Origin of the sequence: Acinetobacter legionensis, from assembly GCF_048552295.1 — a bacterium.
GTDB lineage: Bacteria > Pseudomonadota > Gammaproteobacteria > Pseudomonadales > Moraxellaceae > Acinetobacter.
The window spans coordinates 54175-78531 of sequence record NZ_JBIMCW010000015.1; the positions used below are offsets into that span (position 1 = coordinate 54175).

Annotated in this window: 26 protein-coding genes; 16 read left to right on the plus strand and 10 right to left on the minus strand. The window is 34.3% G+C overall.

Features of this window, described 5'->3' with window-relative positions; genetic code table 11:
* Positions 1-6 precede the first annotated feature (6 nt).
* The 4 genes from ACG916_RS13090 to ACG916_RS13105 all read left to right on the plus strand — a co-directional run bounded on the left by ACG916_RS13090 (position 7) and on the right by ACG916_RS13105 (position 2358).
* On the plus strand, positions 7-750 hold the full coding sequence (locus ACG916_RS13090) for an SDR family oxidoreductase (protein ID WP_336951266.1): 744 nt from the start codon (positions 7-9) through the stop codon (positions 748-750).
* A gap of 101 nt (positions 751-851) precedes the next feature.
* Complete coding sequence (locus tag ACG916_RS13095) at positions 852-1124, plus strand: hypothetical protein (protein ID WP_419328876.1); 273 nt, start codon at positions 852-854, stop codon at positions 1122-1124.
* A 117-nt stretch (positions 1125-1241) separates the two neighbouring features.
* Entirely contained in the window at positions 1242-1955 is a 714-nt protein-coding gene (locus tag ACG916_RS13100) for an SGNH/GDSL hydrolase family protein (RefSeq protein WP_419328877.1), read from the plus strand.
* A gap of 88 nt (positions 1956-2043) precedes the next feature.
* Positions 2044-2358, plus strand: coding sequence for a hypothetical protein (locus ACG916_RS13105; RefSeq protein WP_419328878.1), 315 nt, complete (start codon positions 2044-2046; stop codon positions 2356-2358).
* Between the two features lie 129 nt (positions 2359-2487).
* Here ACG916_RS13105 and ACG916_RS13110 read toward each other — a convergent pair whose 3' ends face one another.
* Entirely contained in the window at positions 2488-2847 is a 360-nt protein-coding gene (locus tag ACG916_RS13110; RefSeq protein ID WP_419328879.1) for a hypothetical protein, read from the minus strand.
* A 526-nt stretch (positions 2848-3373) separates the two neighbouring features.
* Here ACG916_RS13110 and ACG916_RS13115 point away from each other — a divergent pair.
* Both ACG916_RS13115 and ACG916_RS13120 read left to right on the plus strand, forming a co-directional pair.
* A complete protein-coding gene (locus ACG916_RS13115; RefSeq protein WP_419328880.1) occupies positions 3374-4075 on the plus strand; it encodes a hypothetical protein in 702 nt (233 codons plus the stop codon).
* Between the two features lie 203 nt (positions 4076-4278).
* Entirely contained in the window at positions 4279-4869 is a 591-nt protein-coding gene (locus ACG916_RS13120; RefSeq protein WP_419328881.1) for a uracil-DNA glycosylase family protein, read from the plus strand.
* A 365-nt stretch (positions 4870-5234) separates the two neighbouring features.
* On the opposite strand, the gene ACG916_RS13125 is transcribed toward ACG916_RS13120, so the two are convergent.
* Both ACG916_RS13125 and ACG916_RS13130 read right to left on the minus strand, forming a co-directional pair.
* Entirely contained in the window at positions 5235-5369 is a 135-nt protein-coding gene (locus ACG916_RS13125; protein WP_419328882.1) for a hypothetical protein, read from the minus strand.
* Positions 5370-5527: 158 nt separating this feature from the next.
* Complete coding sequence (locus ACG916_RS13130; RefSeq protein WP_419328920.1) at positions 5528-6391, minus strand: DMT family transporter; 864 nt, start codon at positions 6389-6391, stop codon at positions 5528-5530.
* Positions 6392-6559: 168 nt separating this feature from the next.
* On the opposite strand from ACG916_RS13130, the gene ACG916_RS13135 reads away from it, so the two are divergent.
* Positions 6560-7957, plus strand: coding sequence for an aminotransferase-like domain-containing protein (locus ACG916_RS13135; RefSeq protein WP_419330080.1), 1398 nt, complete (start codon positions 6560-6562; stop codon positions 7955-7957).
* Between the two features lie 79 nt (positions 7958-8036).
* Complete coding sequence (locus ACG916_RS13140) at positions 8037-8687, plus strand: class I SAM-dependent methyltransferase (protein ID WP_419328884.1); 651 nt, start codon at positions 8037-8039, stop codon at positions 8685-8687.
* 47 nt (positions 8688-8734) lie between these two features.
* Here ACG916_RS13140 and ACG916_RS13145 read toward each other — a convergent pair whose 3' ends face one another.
* A complete protein-coding gene (locus ACG916_RS13145; RefSeq protein ID WP_419328885.1) occupies positions 8735-10213 on the minus strand; it encodes a phospholipase D family protein in 1479 nt (492 codons plus the stop codon).
* Positions 10214-10404: 191 nt separating this feature from the next.
* Here ACG916_RS13145 and ACG916_RS13150 point away from each other — a divergent pair, with 191 nt between their 5' ends.
* Together ACG916_RS13150 and ACG916_RS13155 are read left to right on the plus strand one after the other, a co-directional pair.
* Entirely contained in the window at positions 10405-11514 is a 1110-nt protein-coding gene (locus ACG916_RS13150; protein WP_004821485.1) for an S-(hydroxymethyl)glutathione dehydrogenase/class III alcohol dehydrogenase, read from the plus strand.
* A gap of 157 nt (positions 11515-11671) precedes the next feature.
* A complete protein-coding gene (locus tag ACG916_RS13155; RefSeq protein ID WP_336951249.1) occupies positions 11672-11980 on the plus strand; it encodes an I78 family peptidase inhibitor in 309 nt (102 codons plus the stop codon).
* A gap of 59 nt (positions 11981-12039) precedes the next feature.
* On the opposite strand, the gene ACG916_RS13160 is transcribed toward ACG916_RS13155, so the two are convergent.
* Entirely contained in the window at positions 12040-13608 is a 1569-nt protein-coding gene (locus ACG916_RS13160; RefSeq protein WP_419328886.1) for an ATP-binding cassette domain-containing protein, read from the minus strand.
* Positions 13609-13966: 358 nt separating this feature from the next.
* The gene (locus ACG916_RS13165) at positions 13967-15172 is read right to left on the minus strand and encodes an amino acid aminotransferase (RefSeq protein ID WP_336951245.1); all 1206 of its coding nucleotides are present in this window, start codon (positions 15170-15172) and stop codon (positions 13967-13969) included.
* A 347-nt stretch (positions 15173-15519) separates the two neighbouring features.
* Between ACG916_RS13165 and ACG916_RS13170 the strand changes: the two genes are divergently transcribed.
* On the plus strand, positions 15520-16290 hold the full coding sequence (locus ACG916_RS13170; protein ID WP_419328888.1) for an alpha/beta fold hydrolase: 771 nt from the start codon (positions 15520-15522) through the stop codon (positions 16288-16290).
* 98 nt (positions 16291-16388) lie between these two features.
* Here ACG916_RS13170 and ACG916_RS13175 read toward each other — a convergent pair whose 3' ends face one another.
* Both ACG916_RS13175 and ACG916_RS13180 read right to left on the minus strand, forming a co-directional pair.
* Positions 16389-17576, minus strand: coding sequence for a benzoate/H(+) symporter BenE family transporter (locus ACG916_RS13175; RefSeq protein ID WP_419328889.1), 1188 nt, complete (start codon positions 17574-17576; stop codon positions 16389-16391).
* A 387-nt stretch (positions 17577-17963) separates the two neighbouring features.
* Positions 17964-18554 carry a multicopper oxidase domain-containing protein gene (locus ACG916_RS13180; RefSeq protein WP_419328890.1) on the minus strand — a complete coding sequence of 197 codons (591 nt, stop codon included), beginning with the start codon at positions 18552-18554 and terminating at the stop codon, positions 17964-17966.
* 131 nt (positions 18555-18685) lie between these two features.
* On the opposite strand from ACG916_RS13180, the gene ACG916_RS13185 reads away from it, so the two are divergent.
* Together ACG916_RS13185 and ACG916_RS13190 are read left to right on the plus strand one after the other, a co-directional pair.
* Positions 18686-19069 (plus strand): copper chaperone, encoded by a 384-nt coding sequence (locus ACG916_RS13185; RefSeq protein WP_419328891.1) that lies wholly within the window; start codon positions 18686-18688, stop codon positions 19067-19069.
* A gap of 576 nt (positions 19070-19645) precedes the next feature.
* Positions 19646-20809, plus strand: a complete 1164-nt coding sequence (locus ACG916_RS13190; RefSeq protein ID WP_419328892.1) for an MFS transporter — start codon at positions 19646-19648, stop codon at positions 20807-20809.
* A 54-nt stretch (positions 20810-20863) separates the two neighbouring features.
* On the opposite strand, the gene ACG916_RS13195 is transcribed toward ACG916_RS13190, so the two are convergent.
* Entirely contained in the window at positions 20864-21559 is a 696-nt protein-coding gene (locus tag ACG916_RS13195; protein WP_419328893.1) for an LrgB family protein, read from the minus strand.
* Positions 21559-21999, minus strand: a complete 441-nt coding sequence (locus ACG916_RS13200; RefSeq protein ID WP_419328894.1) for a CidA/LrgA family protein — start codon at positions 21997-21999, stop codon at positions 21559-21561. Before ACG916_RS13200 ends, ACG916_RS13195 begins: the two co-directional genes overlap by 1 nt.
* A 99-nt stretch (positions 22000-22098) precedes the next feature.
* Here ACG916_RS13200 and ACG916_RS13205 point away from each other — a divergent pair, with 99 nt between their 5' ends.
* The 3 genes from ACG916_RS13205 to ACG916_RS13215 all read left to right on the plus strand — a co-directional run bounded on the left by ACG916_RS13205 (position 22099) and on the right by ACG916_RS13215 (position 24318).
* Complete coding sequence (locus ACG916_RS13205; protein ID WP_336951132.1) at positions 22099-22998, plus strand: LysR family transcriptional regulator; 900 nt, start codon at positions 22099-22101, stop codon at positions 22996-22998.
* A 314-nt stretch (positions 22999-23312) separates the two neighbouring features.
* On the plus strand, positions 23313-23642 hold the full coding sequence (locus ACG916_RS13210) for an alcohol dehydrogenase catalytic domain-containing protein (RefSeq protein ID WP_419328896.1): 330 nt from the start codon (positions 23313-23315) through the stop codon (positions 23640-23642).
* The gene (locus ACG916_RS13215) at positions 23581-24318 is read left to right on the plus strand and encodes a zinc-binding dehydrogenase (protein WP_419328898.1); all 738 of its coding nucleotides are present in this window, start codon (positions 23581-23583) and stop codon (positions 24316-24318) included. The genes ACG916_RS13210 and ACG916_RS13215 overlap by 62 nt, the downstream gene beginning before the upstream one ends.
* Positions 24319-24357 lie beyond the last annotated feature (39 nt).

The window sequence follows — 24357 nt, forward strand, 5'->3', positions numbered from 1 at the left end:
TTTGTCATGGCAAAAACAATTTTAATCACAGGCGCAAGTTCTGGAATCGGTGCAGGAATGGCACGAGAATTTGCGCAAAAAGGTTATAACTTAGCCGTCTGTGCGCGTCGTTTAGAGCGTTTAGAAAGCTTAAAACAAGAGTTGGAGTCTAAATATGGTATCAAAGTGATTGCCAAAACTTTAGATGTGACCAACTATGAGCAAGTTTTTCAAGTCTTTCGAGCATTTAAGCAAGACTTTGGTAAGCTTGATCGTATCATTGTCAATGCAGGTGTTGGTGATGGTCGTCGAATTGGCAATGGCAAATTTGAGATTAACCGTGCAACTGTAGAAACCAATTTTATTTCTGCATTGGCACAGTGTGAAGCTGCTGTTGAAATATTTCGTGAACAAAAGTTTGGTCATCTGGTTGTGATTTCGTCTATGAGTGCACTTCGTGGCATGCCTAAACACTTGACCGCGTATGGCGCAAGTAAAGCGGGTGTAGCTGCTTTAGCGGAGGGGATACGTGCTGAGTTAATTGACACGAAAATTAAAGTTTCTACGATTTTCCCTGGTTATATTCGTACTGAAATTAATGAAGGGTCAAAAAAACTGCCGTTTGAGGTCGATGTTGAAACAGGTTCTTATTTATTGGTTAAAGCAATTGAAAAACAACCTGTTAAAGCTTATGTACCACAATGGCCTTGGTTACCGATAGGACTAGCCATGAAAATATTGCCATTAAAAATTGTGAATAAACTCGGTTGAGCTTTATTTAGTTTTAAAAGACCCAGTAAGGGTCTTTTTTATTGCAATGCATAGATAAAGCTTTAAAATCTAACTGGATAAAAAATAATGAGAATTTTAACATGTTTATCGTAGTGGGTTTTTTCCTAACCAGCTTTTTAGTTTTTCTTGCGCGTATCTTGTATCTCTTCTTTTTTGAAAAGCACTGTGAAATTCAACAATGCCTGATGCAAATCGATGATATTCAAAAGTTAATGTATCTTGGTATTATTTTAATCGGGACCTATAATGCCTATTTGATGAGCAAAAGCAGAAAGTATGCGGTTTTAGTTTTTGAATTTATTGGTACATTCATATTTGCTTTTGCCTTAAATTTTGTTGATTTAGTCCAATAGCGACTTGACCATACAATTAAGTAAAATCGACATTGTACTTTATGATTTTAATATTGCGACAAGCTATATTCGACTCTGACTGATTTTGAGATAGCTTTGTTGGATTGGTATTCAAATATGCTTTTAAAAATTTCTACCATTGTTCTCGTTCCCGCATTAATTCTTCAAGGTTATCGCGTCAAGAAAAATACACCTCGATTAGCTGAACCTCAAGGATTGCGAAAAGGTGTTATAGGACAAGGAAAAGCACTATCTATTTTAATTTTGGGTGACTCTGCTGCCGCAGGTGTGGGGGTTGAAGATCAACGTGAAGCCTTGTTGGGGTGTTTACTTGATGAATTAGTCTCGAATTTTAAAGTCACTTATCAATTAGAAGCGAAAACAGGAGATAGCACCTTAGAAATTTTGCAAAGAACCAAGCAATTAGACAATCAGCAGTTTGATGTTGTGATTACATCGGTTGGAGTAAACGATGTCACAAAACTTATTTCACCACAAAAATGGATTCAGCAACAAAAGGGGCTTTATACAGAAATTGAAGCTAAGTTTTTACCAAAGATGATTTTAGTCACGGGTGTTCCCCCAATGAATCTGTTTCCAGCATTACCAAATCCACTGGGATGGCTGTTTGGGCAGTATTCGAGTGCAATGAATCAGAAGTTAGCCCAATTCATCGAAAATAAAATCAATTATCAATTGATTCGTTTTGATTTAGCCCATTTTAAAACTTTAAATTTACAAATGGCACGTGATGGTTTTCATCCGAGTCAGGAAATTTATCAAATTTGGGCAAAACAAATTTCACAGAGTATTTTTAGCAAATTCATGTGATAAAATTAAGCAAATTCAAAAAGAACATAAAATATGAATTATTACCCGAAAACTCTCTATTAGGTTTTAACTACCTAATGAGAGAAATATGGATAAGCTTAAACACCTTAAACAACAATATGTAAGCGTTGTTAAAAAAGGTTTAACTGGCGATTATGATGATGAAATTTTTCCAAATCGCCAAGATATTTGGTATCGCCACTACAGTGTTAAACAAGAAAAAAGTAGTTTTTTCTTGCACGAGATTGAGTATAAATCCTATCCTCTTAAACTAAGACGTAGACGTGGTAGGGCATTGATGTGCTCTTGGACGAATGAACATCCACCTTTTTTTTGCTATGGTGGAAAAAACTGGAAACATCATTCAAAAAGAAAACATCAATACTACTGTGAAAAGAAATAAAAATAGGGGAGTGTGTAAGTTCCTTATTTTTATTTAGATACCAATAATTTAAATTATTTATATAAAACAAATATTTAATCTAAATTTTTTAAAAAATTGTAAGCGCTAAAACTTGATAAATGACCATCACTATTTTGTATCTTTACACTGAATATTTTCTTTTTCTTTGTAATAGTTTAAAGCAATATCTAAGTCTGAAAGTAATTTAGCTTCAGTATAGTTCTCTGGATTTAATTTAAGTAAATTTGGCATGTAATTCGATTTGTATTCTTTAGGATAATCTCTACATACGATTCTGGTCTTATCATCCAATGTTGTATTTGGATCATCAAGTTGATCAAGATATTTACTAATCATTTCATCTGATTGTTCAAATTGTGCAGTGAGGGTTGGTCGATCTGTTTGCGCAGTTGTATGCTGCTCAGGCTCTTTATTGCAAGCAGACAGGGCAATGATCAAGAATAATGCTGTAAAAAGTTTAATGTTCATAACGAATTGATTTTTAATGTTAAGAAAAAGTTTTCGGTTGTATAAAATCAGTTAATATTTAGATAAATCTTAAAGAACCTTAACTATCAAATATATTACCGAGATATGCAATGATTTTTATTACCATATCTTGAAATTGTTACAAATTCAAGATATTTAATGATTTTATTTGAAATTTCCGATTAAAAACAGCACATCGCCACGTTTTGTATTTTTTATATAGGGTGGAATTGACGCAACGACTTTTATTAGCGCTAAGAATATTGATTAAAGCTCTGTTATATATGAAATTTCTAGTAATTTTTTAAAATCAGTAATCACAGCAGCAATAAAGAATTGACCCTTCATAAAGAGATTTGATGCAAAATAGTTTTGTCGGAATGTTATTAAAATTTATTTAAAAATAATAGCTTAGTGGTCAAGTTGAAAAAATCAGCTAATGTGTTGTGTTAAATAAATTTTTTGTAAGGTTTATTTCTGATCTCAACCTGAGTATCTTATCCCCAAAATATTAAGAGGGTATTTCATGAAAAAATTATTCATTATTGCTTTAACCACCTTAGCATCAAGTTTCTCCTTTGCAGAGAACTTACAGTGTGAAAAAAGCTATGAAATTTTTAATAAGCAAGGGGACAAGGAAATAGAAATACTAAAAAATGGTTCACTTGATGATGTGATCAGTTATTATGACCAGATTGAATATGATCGAAAACTTAAACCTAAGCATCAAGGACAGACTTTTTCTTCAGGCGAATGGATCAGCGATGCTGAGTACAGAAAAGACATTCAATTACAGCAAGATTTAGCCAAAGATGGATCTTATAAAAATATAGATTCTACATTTTTAAAACCAAAATTAAATTATATTTCAAGTGTAGGCGAAGTTTGTGTTGTGCCTATACAATCACAAGATGAACTATTCAAAAAAAGTATGCAGACTGAAGCTGACATAATTTTTATACGCGATATTCAAACTAATGAATGGAGAAGATTTATCTATTTTGGAATTGAAGATAAAAAAGACTTTAATGAGTTTTTCCCTGATTTTCCTAAAAATGTAAAGCTTGCTCAAATGTTAATAGATAACAAAAATTTTGCAGAGAGCACTTCTGAATTTGGTTTGTTAATGCTTGAAGAGATGGGTGTTGAGATCACAGCTGAGATGAAGGAAATGATGAGAAATCAAACAGAGCCTTTTAGAGTTAAGTTAAGCGCGAATGGCTACTGATTTTATTGTGTAAGTTGTATTTAAACCACCTGCGGGTGGTTTTATTGAATAAGCACAACAATCGATTAAGTTGGTTAATTAAAAGAAAATGGATAAATTTACGATTTAAAATCTTTAATATAAAATTAGAAACAACTACCCATGCTTAGCAAGTAAAAATGTTAAGATAACAGTATAATTCTTAGATTATTTCTTATTTATAAATGACTGATATCGAAATAGAAACCCACCCACTTAAACCATTTCTTCCTTCAAATGCTAAGCTGTTGATGCTTGGTAGCTTTCCGCCACCTCAAAGTAGATGGAAGATGAATTTTTATTATCCGAATTATCAAAACGATATGTGGCGGATTTTTGGGCTCATTTTCTTTGAAAATAAAAACCACTTTTTAGATTTACCCAATAAAAATTTTAAAGAACAACGCATCCGTGAGTTCTTAATCGAAAAAGGTATCGCAATTTTTGATACGGCGTATCAAGTTATTCGCTTAAAAGGGAATGCCTCAGATAAATTCCTACAGATTAAAACCCCCACAGACCTATCACAGCTTTTAGCGCAAATTCCTGAATGTAACAGCATCATGACCACTGGAGATAAGGCAACAGATACCTTGATGTTATCTATGCCTGAAGAAACTGAAAAGCCACAGATAGGGCAATCCTCACAAGCTATATTTGCTGAACGAGAGATATGTTTATATCGGATGCCTTCTTCATCAAGAGCGTATCCATTAGCACTGGATAAGAAGGCAGAGGCATATAAGAACTTATTTAAAGAAATAGGCTTACTTTAAGTAATTTTAAAACTCATAATTTGGCATCATAGTTGGGTATTGAACCCATTTAAAATAAGTCATGTTAAAATCTCGAACATAAATCCAACTAGAAAATTAGACCACACAACCGCTCCCTTTAGTCAATGAGAGTACTTTGTAAGCTGTTTGATCATTACTAATTCTTCAGCAGTGGCGATATCTAGTTCACCAATTTCGATAATTAAACGAACAACAGGGAAATCTGAAAATTTACCTAGAATCATAGATTTTAACCAAAAAAACGATTGCTATTCACAGTTTATAAGTACGCTTTGCTATGGTTAGAAATGTTTTCTTTAAATGATTCACTATAAGTATCGAAAAATAATTCAGTTTGATTTTTTTCAGAATATGGCTCGTATAGTCGTTATATTGAGTTGCCCCAATTGATCGACAGTTGTAATCGAACCATGCATTGAGGCAGGTTGAACAGTTGAAGTGGTTTTTATTATTTTTTGGTAAAGCTGGTAATCCAGCATGTTTTTTCCTTCTTAAAGCGTCCAAATTTTGAATAAAATTAGCAAAATAAACCATATTAGTAACTGACTTTTTTGTTCTAGCTTAGGCATTTATTCCCTTATATTTAATTAAATCGATATACACATATAGTTAATAAATGCTTAAACCTTATCATTTTCTATGCAAATCGTTTTGCCAACGTAACACAGATCACAACTGCAAAACAAACAACAATCATCGCAAAACTTACGTGTTCACCCAATAGAACCGCTGAAAGCATTAAACCAATAAATGGTTGTACCAATTGAATTTGTCCAACTTTGGCAATTCCGCCCAACGCTAAGCCTTTGTACCAAAAAATAAAACCAATCAACATACTAAACAGAGATACATAGATTAAACCAATGGTTTCTGGCCAATGGATATTTGCAAAGGTTGTAGGTAAGTAATATAGACTTGAGATGAGCATCAAGGGTAATGCAACTACTAAAGCCCAACAAATCACTTGCCATCCACCCAATTCTCTTGAAAGCTTTCCACCTTCGGCATAACCCAGTCCACAAACGACAATTGATGCAAGCATGTAGAGATCACCCACACTAAAACTTAAATTACGGTTTTCATAAAACATAAATCCAACCACAATCGCACTGCCAATTAAAGCAAATAACCAAAATTGTGTAGCAGGTTTTTCCCCCCCGCGTAAAACTGCAAAAATTGCAGTTGATAAAGGCAATAGACCAACAAAGACAATGGCATGTGCAGAAGAAACTGTTTGTAAAGCTAAGGCCGTAAATAATGGAAAACCAATCACCACACCTAAAGCAACAATAACCAATGATTTAAATTGGACAAAAGAGGGTTTTGATTGCTGTAAAATAAACAGGCAGATTAAAGCAATACTTCCTGCAATGGCTGCTCGAGCTGTGGTTAAAAATTCTGGACTAAATCCCATGACAGCTATACGTGTTGCGGGCAAAGAGCCAGCAAAAATTGCTACACCAATAAAACCATTCAGCCAGCCAATATTTGTTTTATCCATCATCAATTACTCAGTAAATTTATGATTATTTAAGCGCTATTTACTGGAAATATATATGTACACTGCAGTACAATTTTAAAGAACTGTTATGCTACTTTTACCAGTACAATTCTATTCAATCTAACAAATTTTCTCGTATTTCTTATTTTTTAAATATATGGTTTATAAATGGCAAAAACTAAAATTGAACAAACAGTGCTGATGATTAAAAATCAAATTTCCAATAAAAGTTTAATTGCAGGTTCACGCTTACCTTCAGTTCGTCAGTTTGCTATACAAACAAACTGTTCTGTTTCCACGATCGTTGAAGCCTATGCCAGATTAGTTGCGGAAGGTGTTTTAGAATCTCGTCTTGGTTCTGGTTATTATGTGTTAGGTAAAGCAGAACCAATGCAAATGATTGACACTGAAATACAGTATCAACGTGAAATAGATCCATTGTGGATTTCAAGGCAGTCGTTAGAGGCGAAGATTGATGTGCTAAAACCGGGTTGTGGTTGGTTACCCACCACTTGGATGCCTGAACAATCGATCCGTAAAGCGTTAAAACAAGCTGCCAAGTCTGAAATCAGCATGCTCACTGATTATGCAACACCGCATGGACATTTGGAGTTGCGTAAATTTATTGCCAGAAAAAAAGAATTGTATGATTTAAAATTTAAACTGAATCAAATTCTTATTACTGACTCAGCAACGCAATCCATTGATTTAATTTTCAGACATTTACTTAGAGCCGGCGATGTGATTTTGATCGATGATCCGTGCTATTTTAATTTCCGCGCCTTGATTAAGGCACATCATTTAAAAGCCGTTCCAATTCCGTTTACAGAACTGGGACCAGACGTAGAAAAATTTGAACAAGCACTGAATTTAAAGCCAAAAATCTATTTAACCAATTCAGGGATTCATAACCCAACAGGGACCACGATTTCGCTACAAACGGTTTATCAAATTTCTAAGCTGGTTGAGAAAACTGATTTATTGATTATTGAAGATGAGATTTTTGCTGATTTTGAATATACACCAGCACCACGCTATGCTTCATTAGCTGGTTTTAAACATGTCATTCAGATTGGCAGTTTTACCAAAACTCTTTCAGCAGCGATTCATTGCGGTTATATCATTGCAGAATCTGAGCTGATTGATCAATTGATCGATTTAAGAATTGCGACCAACTTTAGCAATAGTCACTTAAATTCAGAAATTATTTATCAGGCTTTAATGGACAGCAGTTATCCTAAACATTTAGATTGGTTAAAGAAACATTTGCTGAAAGTCAGCAATGAAATGATGCAAAAGTTGGGGCAACTCGGTATAAAACCGTGGATTGTTCCAACAGCGGGGATTTTTTTATGGTGCAAATTACCAGATGGTATACAAGCTGCAGAATTATCAAAGTTATGTCTCAAACAGGGCGTAATTCTAGCACCAGGTAATTCATTTAGCCAAGCTGAAAATGCAGGACAGTTTATGCGCTTTAATGTTGCACAATGTGTAGATAAAAAAGTTTTTGATATCTTAGCAATTTCTATTCAGCAGTTAAAAATAAATAACTTACAAAGTTAGCGAAAATCCTTTTCCCTATTGCTTTAAAATATGGGTAAATAGTAAGCAAATTTATATTGATTTCAGTGGAATAATTATAATGAGTGTTCAGGATGTACCGAGTCCAATTGATTTGAAAAACCCGCAAGATGCTTTGCAATGGGCAAATGATGCCAATGAAAAACGACCTTGGCGTTATGATTTTTTTGATTATTATGTGAATTTAATTCAAAAAGCAGCCAGAGAGAAACAGCATCAAACTGATCAAAACGTACAGTTCAATATTTTAGAAATAGGTTCAGGTCCTGGTTTTCTAGCAAAACATTTACTCAGTCATTGCCTTGAGATTAAATATACGGCGCTAGATTTCTCTGATGCAATGAATGAGCTTTCCAAAAGTAAGCTACTTTCTTCTGAGCTAGACCGGGCGCAATATCTGATTGCTGACTTTAAAAATGAAGATTGGCGTGATCAGCTTGGACAGTATGATGCAATCATTATTCATCAAGCTTTACATGAGTTACGCCATAAAAGCTATGCAAATCAATTTCATCAACAAGTGAAAACGCTATTAAAAAGTGATGCGATGTACTTGGTCTGTGACCATGTTTTTGCGTCGGATGCGATGAGCGATAGTGACTTATTTATGTCGAAACATGAACATTTCCAAAGCTTAAAATATGCGGGCTTTACTGACATAGAATTGGTTAAAGAGATCAAAGGTCTCTGTTTATTCGAATGTTATTTATAATAATGATGTTTTAGCGAATTTGTATGCTATTTGTCATTACACTAAACTTACATCATCCATTCAAGTGGAAAATATGACACACTGTACATAATAAATCGTTGGAATCGCGTAGTTTCAGGATCAACTTTATATTCGATCACATTGCCATCAACACGATGGTCTAACCAGATTAGCTCACCTTGTGAATTAAGTTTTAACTTATAAGCAACCCTCAATAGGGTTTGATCCAATAGATTTGAAATTTGTTCTTGTAAAGGATCTGACTGAACGATCAGTCCAACTTCAGTATTGATATTGAATGATCTTGGATCTAGGTTAAATGAACCAATAAAGACTCTGTCATCAATATTGATAAATTTTGCATGCAAACTCGATTTATTTTTGCCTTTTTTTGGAATGATATTTCCTGTGAGGACCTCATACCAAGTACGGCGGTTACGTTCTATATAAGGTTTAAATTCATAAAGCTTAGCTCCGCCTTTAAGCAGGTCAACTCGATACTTTTGATAAAACGCATGGACAAGCGCAACATCATTTGCCATAAAAGAGTTGGTTAGAATTCTCACTTTGACATTTTGTTTAGGGAATTGGTTAATAAAATTCGTTCCATTTTTTGTAGGAACGAAATAAGCAGCAATCAAATCCATTTCTTGTTCAGGATCACCCAAATGCTGGTGAATTTGATGTGAAATTAATTCATTGCCGCGCGCTTGTCCTAAACTTTTCTTTGGAGAATCTGCTAAAAAATCGGCATAAGCCCAATTGATTTTATTTTGATTAAGCTCATTGGCAAGTTCTTTCTGCTCAAGATTTACCTTTTCATCTGCTGTATGTTCAGCTTGTTCAAGTCGTTCAAAGCTTTTTCGTAAAGTTAATAAATCTTGTTCAGAACCTTTATGAATAAATTGATCAATGGGATAGGTGAGTTGAAAATTCCAAAAGTCGGTAAAAACTTCATTTGCACGATTAACCGCTTTACCAAAAAATAAAATATCCATATCGGTAAATTGGAAAGATTCACTAGCATCAAAATATTCACTGCTAATATTTCGTCCGCCTGTTACAGCAATTGCGCCATCAGCAATAATTAATTTATTGTGCATTCGATGGTTTATTCTGTTCATTCTAAAAATATAATCCATTACACGAAAGTGCCGAAATTTATAAGGATTGTATAATTTGATCGAAATGTTTGGATGTGTCAGCAATGCACTTAATTGTCGATCTATTTTTGTTCCATTTTGATCATCAATCAATAGTCGGACTTTTACACCGCGATCAGCAGCTTTTAACAACTCGTGTAGCATTAAATTGCCAATAAAATCATCCGCCCAAATATAATATTGTAAATCAAGAGTATATTTGGCTTTTCGAATCAGATGGATACGTGACGCGATACTTTGGAAAGCATCATTCATGGCTAAATATGCAGTTAGCCCTTGAGTAAGCATTTTTTTTGCTTGAGGCTCATTGATCCAATGATCTGCATATACTTTAACTTGTTGTTCTTGTTCTGGTTGATTCATAGGTAAACTGCATCCAGTGATTGAAAAAGCCAAAATAACCAAGGCAAGTGAAGTCTTTGAATGATTCATTCTTTCAATGAGTACTTTAAATTTTACTAAATCATATCATTAAGTTAATGGTTGAATCTGTAAATAGAAAAAGGTTACTGTAGTCCAACTGTTAAAACACAAACCTATTAGGATATTTAGCTATGAAATCACGTGCTGCTGTTGCATTTGGTCCAGGAAAACCTTTAGAAATTGTGGAAATTGATGTTGCTCCTCCACAAAAAGGCGAAGTCCTTGTTAAAATTACCCATACAGGGGTTTGTCATACAGATGCATTTACTTTATCAGGTGATGATCCAGAAGGTGTATTTCCAGCAATTTTAGGCCATGAAGGGGCTGGTATTGTTGTTGAAGTTGGTGAAGGTGTAACTTCAGTGAAACCGGGGGATCATGTGATTCCTCTATATACGGCAGAATGTGGTGAATGCTTATTCTGTAAATCAGGCAAAACTAACCTATGTACAGCCGTTCGTGCTACACAAGGTAAAGGGGTTATGCCTGATGGAACGACACGTTTTTCTTATAATGGTGAACCGATTTATCACTATATGGGTTGTTCAACTTTTAGTGAATATACGGTTGTTGCTGAAGTTTCATTGGCTAAAATTAACCCAGAAGCAAATCCTGAACATGTTTGTTTACTGGGTTGTGGTGTAACGACAGGGATTGGTGCAGTCCATAACACGGCAAAAGTACAAGAAGGCGATTCAGTTGCTGTATTTGGTTTAGGTGGTATTGGTTTGGCTGTTGTACAAGGTGCGCGCCAAGCGAAAGCAGGCCGTATCATTGTTGTTGATACCAATCCGGAAAAATTTAAATTGGCAGAAGAGTTTGGTGCGACTGATTTTGTCAATCCAAAAGACTATGACAAACCTGTTCAAGAAGTGATTGTTGAAATGACAGGCTGGGGTGTAGACCATTCATTTGAATGTATCGGTAATGTCAATGTGATGCGTTCAGCGCTTGAATGTGCTCATCGTGGTTGGGGACAATCAGTCATCATTGGTGTAGCAGGTGCAGGTCAAGAAATTTCAACCCGTCCGTTCCAGCTTGTGACTGGTCGTACATGGAAAGGAACTGCATTTGGTGGGGTAAAAGGCCGTACACAATTGCCAGGTATGGTTGAAGATGCGATGAAAGGTGATATTCAACTTGCACCATTTGTTACCCATACAATGGGCTTAGATAAAATTAATGAAGCATTTGATTTAATGCATGAAGGTAAATCAATCCGTACGGTGATTAATTTTTAAGCTTAAATATTTAGAACTACCAAAAACCAGTGATAAATCATGAATCACTGGTTTTTATTTGCATGATAAATGTATGAGTTTTATATATTAATTTTCTAAGCTTATCTTTTTTTGTTATGTTATGGCTTTAAAGCAAAAAATCAAAATAGGTCGTCTTATGAAAAATGTTGCAATTTTAGGTCTTGGTATCATGGCTTTAACTGTATCAGCATGCTCTTCGCTTCAAACCAATTCAACGGAAGATCAAACAGCGCAAAACACTCAAACCACATGTGTTGCTGAACGTGCGACTCAGTTGATTGGACAAAATGATATGTCTGAAGCGAAAATTAAGCAGCTTACACAGGCATCAATCGTACGTAAAGTTGCGCCAAATCAAGGTGTAACCATGGATTATCGTATTGAACGTGTGACAGTAACAGTAGATCCTGCGACCAAAAAAATTACCCAAGCGGCTTGTGGTTAATGACACAAATTTAAGTATTAAATGATTGAATAAATACTGATTTATTCAATCATTACCATTTAACTCAGTAAATATTTCTCATCTATTCCACTTTGAACAACAAAACAATCATCATGAGAAACCAGAATGACAGCACCTTTAAATTGCTGAATGGCTTGTGCAAGTAATTCTCGTGACTCGATGTCTAAGTGATTTTCAGGTTCATCCAATAGCAATAAATCTATATTTTGATGATTGTGACTTATTCCCAGTAATGCAACTTTGAGTTTTTCACCGCCACTGAGTTGGCCCAATTTTAAGAGTGCTTTTTCACGGCGGATCCGCAGTTGACCTAATAAATTTCGCCATTCAACCTCTGGCAGATCTGGATTAAATTCAGCTAAATTCTCGATCACAGAAAGATCATCATTGAGCAAACTAAAATTTTGATCCAAATATAAGCTTTGTCCTATAAAGAAAATTTCAGTACATTGTGATTGATCAATTATTTTTAATAGGGTGGATTTACCCACGCCATTCGCACCTTTAAGCTGGATTTTTTCACCGGCTTGGAGTGACAAATTTATTTTCTGTGTTGTAGCATAAGGCAATTGTAAATCGTGAATTCTTAATATTTCACCTTGCTTAAATGATTGAAATTGAAAGTGAAATCGTTGTGGTTTAATTTTTTCTAAAGCTGTTTGTTTCTCCTGTAAATTGCTTTGTGTTTCATCAGCTTGGCGAATTTGCTGTGCACGTAATTTCCCAAAACTTTGCCCAGCTTGCTCTTTTTTAAAATCCAGAAGAATCTTGGCTTGAGAGTTCGAGTCACGCAATTGAGCACCTTTACGTTGACGTTTTTGTGCTTTCATTAAACTCTCGTTCTGTTGTTGCTTTAACTGTTTAAATTCACGTTTTTCTTGTTGAATAGACTGAGTTAATGCATGGACTTGTTGTTGGTGCTGTTTAAAATAATCTGCATAATTGCCCTTAACATGCTGTAAACCATTTGCGGTTAAAGCATAAATATGCTGAACTTGATTTAGCAATTGAAGATCATGACTAATAATACAAACCCCCGCTTTATGTGACTGAATCGATTCAATTAGCCATTTTCTTGCCATGGCATCTAAATGATTACTTGGCTCATCTAAAAGTAGATAATGATCTTGTTTTAGAAATAAGCGACACAAAGCCAGCTTAGTTTTTTGACCTTCACTTAAGGATTTAACAGGAAAATTTAAATCAAGCGGCAGTTGTGCATTGCTTAAAATTTGTTGCCATTTTTGTGGTAAATCCCAACAGTTTTCAACCAAATCATAATCTTCAAAACTGGCACTACTATTTTCAATACGCTCAAAAGCATTGTGTAGATGAGTAATATCTAAAGCTTCAGCTATGGTTTTGGCATTTAATCGTTGTAATTGTGCTAAATAATCATGTTGGATATGCCACGCAATTTGACCTGAATAGGCTAAATCTGAATGCTGTTGTAAGTGTAATAATTTAAAAAGTAATGATTTTCCAAAACCATTACGGCCAATCACAGCAGAAGTTTGCCCTGGAAAAAGCACAAAATTCAGTTGAGTAAACATTGTTTGAGTGGGAAATGCCAAACTCAAATTTGAAATGATACATGCTTGTTGCATTAAATGATCCTCATATAGAGGATGCACAAAATAGTATGTAATAAAAGCTTTAAATAACAGTAGATTATTTAATTTATCGTAAAGAAAGTATCAGAACCAAAAGATAAGTGTAGCCTTGAGTAGAATCTATTTTGCACATCAAAAATTAAATAAATAATGATGAGAAAATGACTTACTTCATTGGCGTTGCTCTTTTAAGAAAGGGGATAAGAATACTTATTGTATAAAAATAAATCTGTATGTCAATGTTAAGCTTTTAAAATGCTCATTTAAAAAAGAATTATCTCAAAAACTTAACTCCCTTATGAAAGGGAGCTAAGTGGCAGTGGATTGAACCAATCAACGCTTATCAATTTATTTAAGCAGTTGCTTTAATCACTTCTACAACAGATGTTGCCACATAATCAATATTTTTTAAATTTAAGCCCGCTGCACACATACGGCCGCTACGTAGCAAATAAATGGCATATTGATCTTTCAATATATCCACTTGTTCAGCAGTTAAACCAGTATAGCTAAACATGCCTTGTTGTTCTGTAAGGTAATCAAAATTACGACCAGGTAAAGCAGCAGTTAATTTTGCCTTTAATAGTTCGCGCATTTGGATGATACGCTCACGCATTTCTTTAAGTTCTGCATGCCATTTTTCAGTTAATGTTGCATCATTCAATACATTATCAACCACTAAGGCACCCGTTGTAGGTGGGCTTGAGTAGATACGGCGTACAGTTGCTTTAAGCTGACCTAAAACTTTTTGTGCAGTTGCTTGGTCATCACAAATAAAGCTTAAACCACCAACACGCTCACCATATAGTGAGAAAATTTTAGAGAAAGAATTGCTAACAATGAAATTCAATCCCGACTTATCTAAAGTACGAATTGCATAAGCATCTTCTTCTAAGCCTTGACCAAAACCTTGGTAAGCAATATCGAGGAATGGAATTAAATCACGTGCTTTCAGTACTTCAATCACACGATCCCATTCAGCAGGTGTTAAATCTGCGCCTGTTGGGTTATGGCAACAAGGGTGAAGGAGAACAATGCCTTTTGCAGGGATTTGCTGTAAATCCTCTAACATGCCTTCAATATTGACACCATTGGTTGCTGCATCAAAATAGCGGTAGAAATGTGAATTGATTCCCGCACCATTAAAAATCGCAATATGGTTTTCCCATGTCGGTTGGCTCACCCAAACATCAGATTCAGGAAAGTATTTTTTTAGAAAATCTGCACCAACTTTAAGTGCACCAGAACCGCCTAGGGTTTGAATGGTCACTGCACGACCATCTTTACGTGCTTGGCTATCTGCACCTAAAACTAATTTCTGGGTTGCTTCGTTATATGACTTTGAACCATCCATCGGTAAATAAAGCTTTACCTTGTCATTGCTTGGTTCAATATTTTTCAAAGCCGCTTTTACAGCGTCTAACTGAGGAACAATTGTGTCCTCATTATAATAAAGACCAATACTTAAATTTACTTTGTGTGTCCGTTCATCCTTACCAAAGGCTTCCATTAGAGAAAGAATTGGATCACCTGCATAAGGATCTACATGTTGAAACATGGTCTAAAGTCCTAAATCAATCGAAAAAATCAAGTCTGATAATATAGGTAATTCAAACCCCGACTCAACAGTAGATTGAGGTTTATTTTTTATTATTTATTCAACTTTAAATTAAGGCCACCGCTCATTTGTCTATATTTATAGCCAAATGTGCATTTACTACAAAATAGAGGATAAATAAGATAAAACTTAAACAATGTATCAAGTGCGGTATTGGAAGAGAGATAGTTAAGATATTGATTGTTTTTAAGTCGCAGTATTGTTAATGAATGATAAAACTATTGTTCTACATTTCGCTTCTTGTCATCATAGCGCAAACGCAATATTTAAATTCTGGATGTTTTTTAATGTTACTGAATTATCAATACGATCAAGCTCAAGATAGCCATGGAACTCAAAAAGCCACACTGGTATTGATTCACGGGTTATTTGGAAGTTTAAGTAATTTGGGCATTATTGCACGTGAATTTCAAGGCAAATTCAACTTATTGCAAATTGATGTTCGAAATCATGGTCATTCTGCACATTCAGATGAAATGAATTATCAATTGATGGCTCAGGATGTTTTGCAAACACTTGATCATTTAAATATTGAAAAGTTTATTGCGATTGGACATTCTATGGGTGGAAAAATTGCAATGAAACTTGCAGATTTAGCGCAAGATCGTATGCAAAAAATGATTGTTTTGGACATGACACCTTTTGCATATCAAGAAAATCACCATGATCAAATTTTTAAAGCCTTATTTGCGGTTGAAAATGCACAGATTGAATCTCGTAAAGAAGCAACAGAGATTATGCGTGAGTATTTAAAAGAAGAAATGGTGATTCAATTTTTATTAAAATCATTCAGTAAGGGAAAATGGCTGTTTAATGTCCAAGCCTTATTTAATCATTATGCTGATATTTTAAGTTGGGAAAATCAGCAGGTGAATCCTATTCCAGCATTGTTTATTAAAGGTGGAAACTCACCCTATATCTCAAAAGCTGAACATTTTTCTGCAATCGAAACCCAGTTTAGTCATAGCCAAGTTAAAGTCATTGAACAAGTCGGGCACTGGTTACATGCTGAAAAACCGGCTGTAGTCAATCAAATGATCTCTGGGTTTATAGAATGATTTAGGCTCTGAATAAATTAAAACAGCATATTTAAAGGTAATATGCTGTTTATAAATGATTATTTGATAAAAACTACCAGTTCTTTAGTCCAGTAGGGTCAAGAAAGTGTCTTGGTTTTGAATTTGCCATTGAGTACTAGATATGAAATTAGACCTAAAACCAAACCCCAAAATGCACCCCCAACACCAAATAAACTGATATTGGCCGTCGTTGCGAGAAAGGTAATAAGTGAGGCTTCTCGGCAATCAATATCACTCATCGCATTTGCAAGACTTCCAGCAATTGTACCTAATAATGCAAGTCCTGCTAGAGTGCTTATAAAAGCGACTGGAAACGCTGCAAAGACAGCTGCTAACGTTACACCAAAAATTCCAACAAAAATATAAAACACACCTGCGGCGATGCCTGAAATCCAGCGTTTTGATGGATCTTCGTGGGATTCCTTTCCAGTGCAAATTGCAGCAGTGATCGCAGCAAGATTAAATGCATGTGAACCAAACGGAGCCATGAGGAACGAGCCTAAGCCTGTCACGATAAGAATCGGTTTAGCATTGGTGTGAAAACCATCATTTTTAAGAACCAGTAAACCTGGCATATATTGTCCTGTTAAGGTAATTAAAAATAAAGGTAAGGCAAGACTCAGTATCGAGTTTATAGAAAAAGTTGGTGTGGTAAAAATAGGCGAGGCTAATTTTAGTTCAAATCCAGAGAAATCAATCCGTGATTGTAAAAGTAAGAAAATAAAGCCAAAAATCAAGACACTAATAATGGAAAATCTTGCAGAAAAACGCTTGTTGATGAGGTAAATCAAAAATAATGAAATCGCCAAAAAAGGATCAATTGTCATATTGGTAAAGGCTGCAATCCCAAATTGCAATAAAATACCTGCCAAGAGACCAGATGCAATACCCGCTGGAATTAGACGAATCAATTTTTCAAAATAGCCCGTAATTCCCAAGATCACAAATCCCAGTGCAGAAAGTAAATATGCTCCAATTGCTTCGGAATATGGCACAGTTACAAGTGTCGTAATTAAAAATGCAGCGGCAGGCGTAGACCATGCAGTGATAATGGGTTCTCGGGTATACCAACTTAATAATATTCCTGTGATACCAACCCCAATAGAAATAGACCACACCCATGAGGCAGTGAGTTCAGGGCTAAGACCAGCCATCTGTGCAGCTTGGAAGATTAAAATAAAGGTACCACCATAATTAACGATGACCGAAATTAAACCGGCCATAATGGGGGGAAGAAAATCATTAGAATGATGTTGAAAAGACATAAACTCTACCCCTAAGATTTAAAAAAGAAGTAGCAGAGTGTATTTTTAATGTGGTATTGCTATAAGATACACTTTAAATATTTTTTTAGGTACCAGTTTGCTAATATGACTTTATCTTCTGCCTTTTTACTTAACTCTGGTAAAGGTGAAGGCGTTAAGAATGGTTTTTATTATGTTTTATCTACTATGATTTGATTTTAAGAAGTAGTTTTTGCTGGAACAAAATAGTTATTAAATTGAGTAAGCCTACTTTGTGCTTGATGGTTTGATTGTTAGTATAAAACATAAGAATGTTACCTTTGTTTGATTAAGATTCGACACCTTTATCAAAATGGGTAACTTTCTCTTTTTCAAGATCAATGTCTGATCAGAACTGAACGAATACATTTAATGTGCATGTGAATGAAGTCCTGCAGATACAACAGATCCAAATGGTCTTGTTTTACAATCTTTATCATTCGGATCACAAATACGGACATTTTGCATCATGCCTTGATCTTCATGATCTAAGATATGACAGTGTAATACAAAGTCTCCTTTGAATTTTTCATACTTGGTTCTGACCACAATCTCATAACCCGTTGGAACAAAAAGAGTATCCTTCCATACGCCATTTAAACTATTAAATAAAGGATTAGTATTTTTCTCTAAAGTTATATCTCCACCTATACGATTGTTTGAACCATCAACCTTATATACGGATTTAATTTGAAAAGGATTCACATGAATATGGAAAGGATGTCCTGCAAGAGTAGATGTTAAGGTCCATTCATCAATCCCATTTAAAGTTAAATAGCGGTTTAAATTATCGCCATAAGGAAGTGCTAAATCAGCGTTAAATTTTTCATTACTTATACCAAAGACTTTACTAATATTAAAATTAAGCTGTTGTTGACCTATTTTGATGTCGCTATTACTACTTTCAATTTTTTGTAAAGAATCTAATGGGGTAAAAGCCGTGATTAAATTATTATCCAAATCAGATTTAATTTGTTTTTGTGTAATACCATCAAGCTGTTGACCATTACTTTTTTTATCTGTAGAGGATGTTCAGAAAAAGAACTTTAAGAGAAAGAGGAAGTTAAGTTTAATATTGTTTTATCGGCTATATGTTTTTTTGGACACTTATTGGTATTTTACTCTCAATTTTGACACATTATTTAAATGAATTATTACATAACCAAATAATATTGGCATGCTTTATTATTGTTGTTTTAGTTCTATGGCAGATAACTCCATATAAAAAAATCAGTCTAAATCGCTGTCATCTTCCTGCAAAAATTAATCCTTTTGGGCTTCAGTCTGGTATTGATAATTTTAAATTTGGAATTAAAAAAGCCTGGTACTGCGTAGGAGCTTGTTGGCCATTTATGTGGTTATGTATAGCGTGGATGGAGCCAATGATGTATATAATGCCTTTATTTACTTTATTTTTACTAGTGGAACAAATTCAACCCAAGCGAAGAGAAATTTGGGGGTGCCAATATTTTTAAATTGTTATTTTGAATTTTTAATCACTAAATATAGACTTAGAGAGCATAATTTATTCTTATTAATTTACAGATTATACTTTTTGTTTAAGATTTAATTTACTGTATTATTTGAATATCGATCATAACAAACTAATCTAAATATAATTTGATAGCTTCCTATACTTATAAGGTAAAACAATGATTTGCAATATAATAAGTCTAAATTTCTTTTTCCGAGTTATTGGCTGTTAAATATATATGCAGCATATCCATGATCTTTTTTTACAATAACCAACCCAAATGTAGGTCTAGTAATATCGAGATTAACAGCTCAATCTTTGACAATTATCAAGGTGTTAGGTGTTTTGCGTTAAATTTAGTGCCTCGTGAGTCTGTTACGAATCTAGTAATTTTACCAAATAAGCAAAATATATTTTTATTAAAAGACATTAAATATATAACAGAGTATTATGGGTTTTTGAAAAAATAATATTTTTTAGCAGTATACAGTTGAACTACGGATGAGTGCTTTTGAGTACAAACTTATACAACGCTTTATTCTTCTAACTGTTTGAAAATCCAAGTGAATGCAACGATATGCAAGCCATGCCAATCCAATACAGACTGAGTGGATTCTACTTTTGGTATTATTCAATAGTTGGAACTTTTTTACCGTATTGGAGCTTATATCTTCAAGATCAAGGATTTAATTATCAAGAAATAGGATTACTGTCCTCTATAGCCATTTTAACCCGTATATTTGCACCCTTTATTTGGGGATTTATCGCAGACAAAACGGGCAAACGAATGTTATGGGTACGTGTGGCAACCTGGATGGAAGCTACAATCTGGTTTTTGATTTTTATTATTCCCAACAATATGCAATCAATTGCATTTCTGATGTTGATTTTTAGCTTCTTTCAAAATGCCATACTTGCGCAATTTGAAGGTGTAACGCTGTTTTGGCTGGGTAATCAACATACAGCATTGTATGGAAAAATTAGAAAATGGGGCTCTATTGGATTTATTATTGGCGTATTTAGTATCGGTGCGATTTTAGAATTTATTGCAATTCAATATTTACCGATGATGTTGTTATGTATTGCATTTACAGCTTTTATTTGGTCCTTTTCGATTAAGGAACCTAGCGCAGCACCAAGTGCACAAAAAATATTAGAGCCATTGCTTCCCATCCTAAAAAGACCTGTGGTTTTTTCATTTTTTATCATTGAATTTATTATGCTTTTTGCACAAGCACCATTTTATAGTTTTTATAGTAATTATTTAAAGCTTGCTGGTTACAGTACAACTCAGATTGGCTTTTTATGGTCAGTTGGTGTGATTGCTGAAATTATCATGTTTAACTATGCAAATTTCTTCCTAAATCGTTTTTCATGGCGAAGCTTAGTCGCGCTTTGTTTAATCATGACCAGTATTCGATTTATTTTGGCAGGTTTATTTTCAGAAAGTTTCATTATTCAATTTATTTCTCAAACGTTTCATGCATTTAGTTTTGGTTTATTTCATATTATTGCAATGCGGGTCATTTTGCAGAACTTTGCAGCCAAACAACAGGGCAGAGGGCAAGCACTATACAGTACCATGTGGGGACTTGGCGTTGCATCTGGCAGCATCTTAGCTGGGCAATATTGGGAAAAATTATCAGGAGAATATATTTTTATCCTTGCTGGACTTTCAGCATTGCTTGGTTTGCTATTGATTAATTTTTTACCTAAAACATTACAAACAATTCAAAGATGAATGAATCTCTTTGCAGAAAAGAGATTCGGAATGTTCAAATCGATACTGTACGGATTAATTTAGTAAATAGACAATGAGATGTACAATAAAAGGTCCAACCAATACCATAAAAATACCAGCTAAAACCATGGTTAAACTAGCAATAACACCTTCATCTTTATCACGCATATAAGCTTTACTTGTACCAAAACCATGTGCTGCATTACCCAAAGACGCACCTTGCGCAAAGCTTGATTTCAGTCTTAATCCACCCAATATCAAATCACCAATTAACATACCAGTCACCCCAGTAATCATGGTGAATAAAATCACCAGTTCAACAGAACCGCCGATATGGGTTGTTAGTTCCATTGCAAATGGTGTAGAGATTGAACGAGCCATTAGACTATAGGTTGTTGTTTGGTCAAAATGAAATAACTTGGCAAGGTAGAATGCACTGATCATTCCAGCAAGCATACCAATGACTACACCCATTGAAATTGAAATGAGATGTTCTTTAATGATTTGGCGATATTCAAAAATTGGGATTGCAAAGGCAACAGTTGCAGGCCCTAACATCCATATAATCCACTGACTATCAAGCATATAAGCATCATAAGAAACATGTGCTGACAGTAAAATGATGATTAAAACAATCGGAACCAAAATTGCTGGAGATAAAATTAAATATGGAAATTTACGATAAAGTTTTTTGACCAACACATACGCAACTAATGTGATCACTAGGCAAAATATTGAAATGGCAGACATTATTTATCTCCCTGTAATACATGTACGGTTTTATGAACATGACGTTGTTTCAACTTCCGCTCTAGTTTAAAACCTATATGCACACTATAAGCAGTAAATACCATCACACAAATTGTACCCAGTACAACCACCACAATCAGTTGCCAACCCTCAGTCATAAATAGGTTTTTATATTTCATTAACCCGATAAAACAAGGAATAAAAAATAGTACCAATTCACCTAGAATGAAATCTGAGCCTGATTTAATCCAATTTAACTTAAAAATACCTGTCATGAGCCCAATCAAAACCATAAATAAGCCAATCACAGCTGCCGAAATAGGTAAATTAAATTGTTTTTGAATGATTGAACCAATCCACCAAATCAAAATTAAAAGCCCAATTTGCAATGTGACTTTATAGATTGATGAAATTTGATGGCTTTGAGTACTCGTAGACATTTTATTGCAGATATTTTAAAAAGATGAGTTATTTTAGTTGCAAACATCACATCATATTATGAATAATTAAATCATAATTATGCGTTTTTGGAATAATTAATGGACATTAAAAATCTTAAAATTTTTGTAGAAATTGTCAATTGTGAAAGTTTTACTTTGGCTGCTGATCGTTTGTTTATGTCACAGCCTACAATCAGTAAATCAATTAAACATTTAGAAGAAGAACTTGGTATAGCTTTGTTTAAAAAAGGTGAAGCTGGAAGAAAAAGGGAAGTTGTGCTTACTTATATTGGTGAATTAATTTATCAACATGCTTTAAATATCTTAAATGAACAAAAGCAAATATTTGATAATATAAATCAAGTACAGCAGTTAAAAAAAGGTAAATTAACCATAGGCTTACCACCACTAGGTTCGGTATTACTTAGTCCTTTAATTGCTTTATTTCACCAAAATCATCCCGATATTCAATTGAAATTCTTAGAAGTCGGTGCCAATGGTATTGAGGAAGCAATTGCTGATAAAAGTATTGATGTTGGAATTTTACTCGGTAATTTAAGGCCAAGTTTTGCGGCAATTCCTGTGATAGATTCACCAATGTGTTTATTAGCAAAGAAAAATTCACACTGGAATCAACGAGATTCAGTAAATTTGCATGAACTTAAAGAAGAAACTTTTTTACTTTACGCTGATTCTTTTACATTAAATAAGATGATTATACAGGCTGCAAATTCTGTAGGTTTTGAACCAAAAGTCGTATGTAAAAGTAGCCAGTGGGACTTTATCACCAAAATGGTGGAGTTTAATATGGGGATCGCTATATTACCCAAAATTTATTGTGATCAGCTAGATCAGGGGAAGTTTTGTTCAGCAATCCTTAATGAGCCTAAATTACATTGGACATTGAGTATGGCTTGGAATACGACTGTAGCAATGAGTCCAGCAACCAAAGCTTGGTTAATGATTGTAGAAATGCATCGAGATAAAATTCATTTTTAGATTAATTGATAGCTTTAAAGTCTTAATAAATTGAGCCTAATGTGACTAAGGCTTATTTTTTTAAGTATTAAAATTATGTATATCAATTTATTAGTTTATTTGATTTCGCATAATGTATATTATGTTAAATAAGATATCCAAGACTGTAGCTTACACAACACTGTTGTTGCTACAGCATTTTGCGCTTTCGCATTAGTCAATGCCTTGCTTTTTCATCGAAACATTTTCTTTCTAATCTAAAAAGAAAATATGCTTTGTTTACAAAATGGCTCAAGTCTATTTTAGATATCACTTATATCCTGAGCACATTAAATATGTATAAAGCCTTACAAGTTTCTGAAACTGGACAGCTAGAGCTGGTAAAGAAAGAAATATCTATGCCATTAAAAGATCAAGTTCTTATTAAAGTTGAAGCTTGTGGTATGTGTGGCGCAGATCTATCTGATATTTCAGGTGAAAATCAATTATTGCGTGTACCTGGTCATGAAGTTATTGGACGCATTATTGCATTAGGCGAAAATGTACCAACGATTTGGAAAATGGGACAGCGTGTCGGTGTTGGCCGATTAGGTGGACATTGCAATGAATGTGATCAATGCCGTCAAGGTTTTTGTCCACTGTACAAATCAAACGTATATTGGTAGCAATCAAGATGATGGTTATGCAGAGTCAATGCTTGCAAAAGCAACAGGATTAGTTGCAATTCCTGAAGGTCTAGATTCTGTTGATGCTGCCCCCCTACTCTGTGCTGGTCTGGCAACATTTAATGCTTTAAAAAAATCTGGTGCTCAAGCTGGCGATTTAGTTGCAATTCAAGGTATCGGTGGCCTAGGTCATTTGGCACTGCAATATGCCCATAAAATGGGATTTAGAGTTGTTGCAATCGGACGTGGTGATGACATCTCAGATGATGTCAAAAAACTTGGTGCACATATTTATATTGATACCAATACCCAAGATACTATCGCCGAATTACAGAAACTAGGAGGTGCTAAGCTCATTTTAACAACCGTTGGTAATGCGTCAGTTGTTGTATCTCCTTTAATGGCTGGATTAGAACCTAAAGGAAAACTCATTCTATTAGGTGCAGGAAAAGATCCTCTTTCACTATCTTCTGGGAAATTAGTCGTTGGAGAGAATATTATTCAAGGCTCTTTAACAGGAACACCTCACGATTCAGAAAAAACGCTCGATTTTAGTCTATTAGCAAATATTCGTCCTGAAATAGAAACTGTACCGTTAGTAGGTGTTAATGATGCTTTACAACGTTTAAGAGCAGGAGATGTTAAGTTTAGATTTGTCATTCAAATGAATGCTTAAGTCTTTAACTTTTTAAATCTAAAAAACAGGAATTTCATT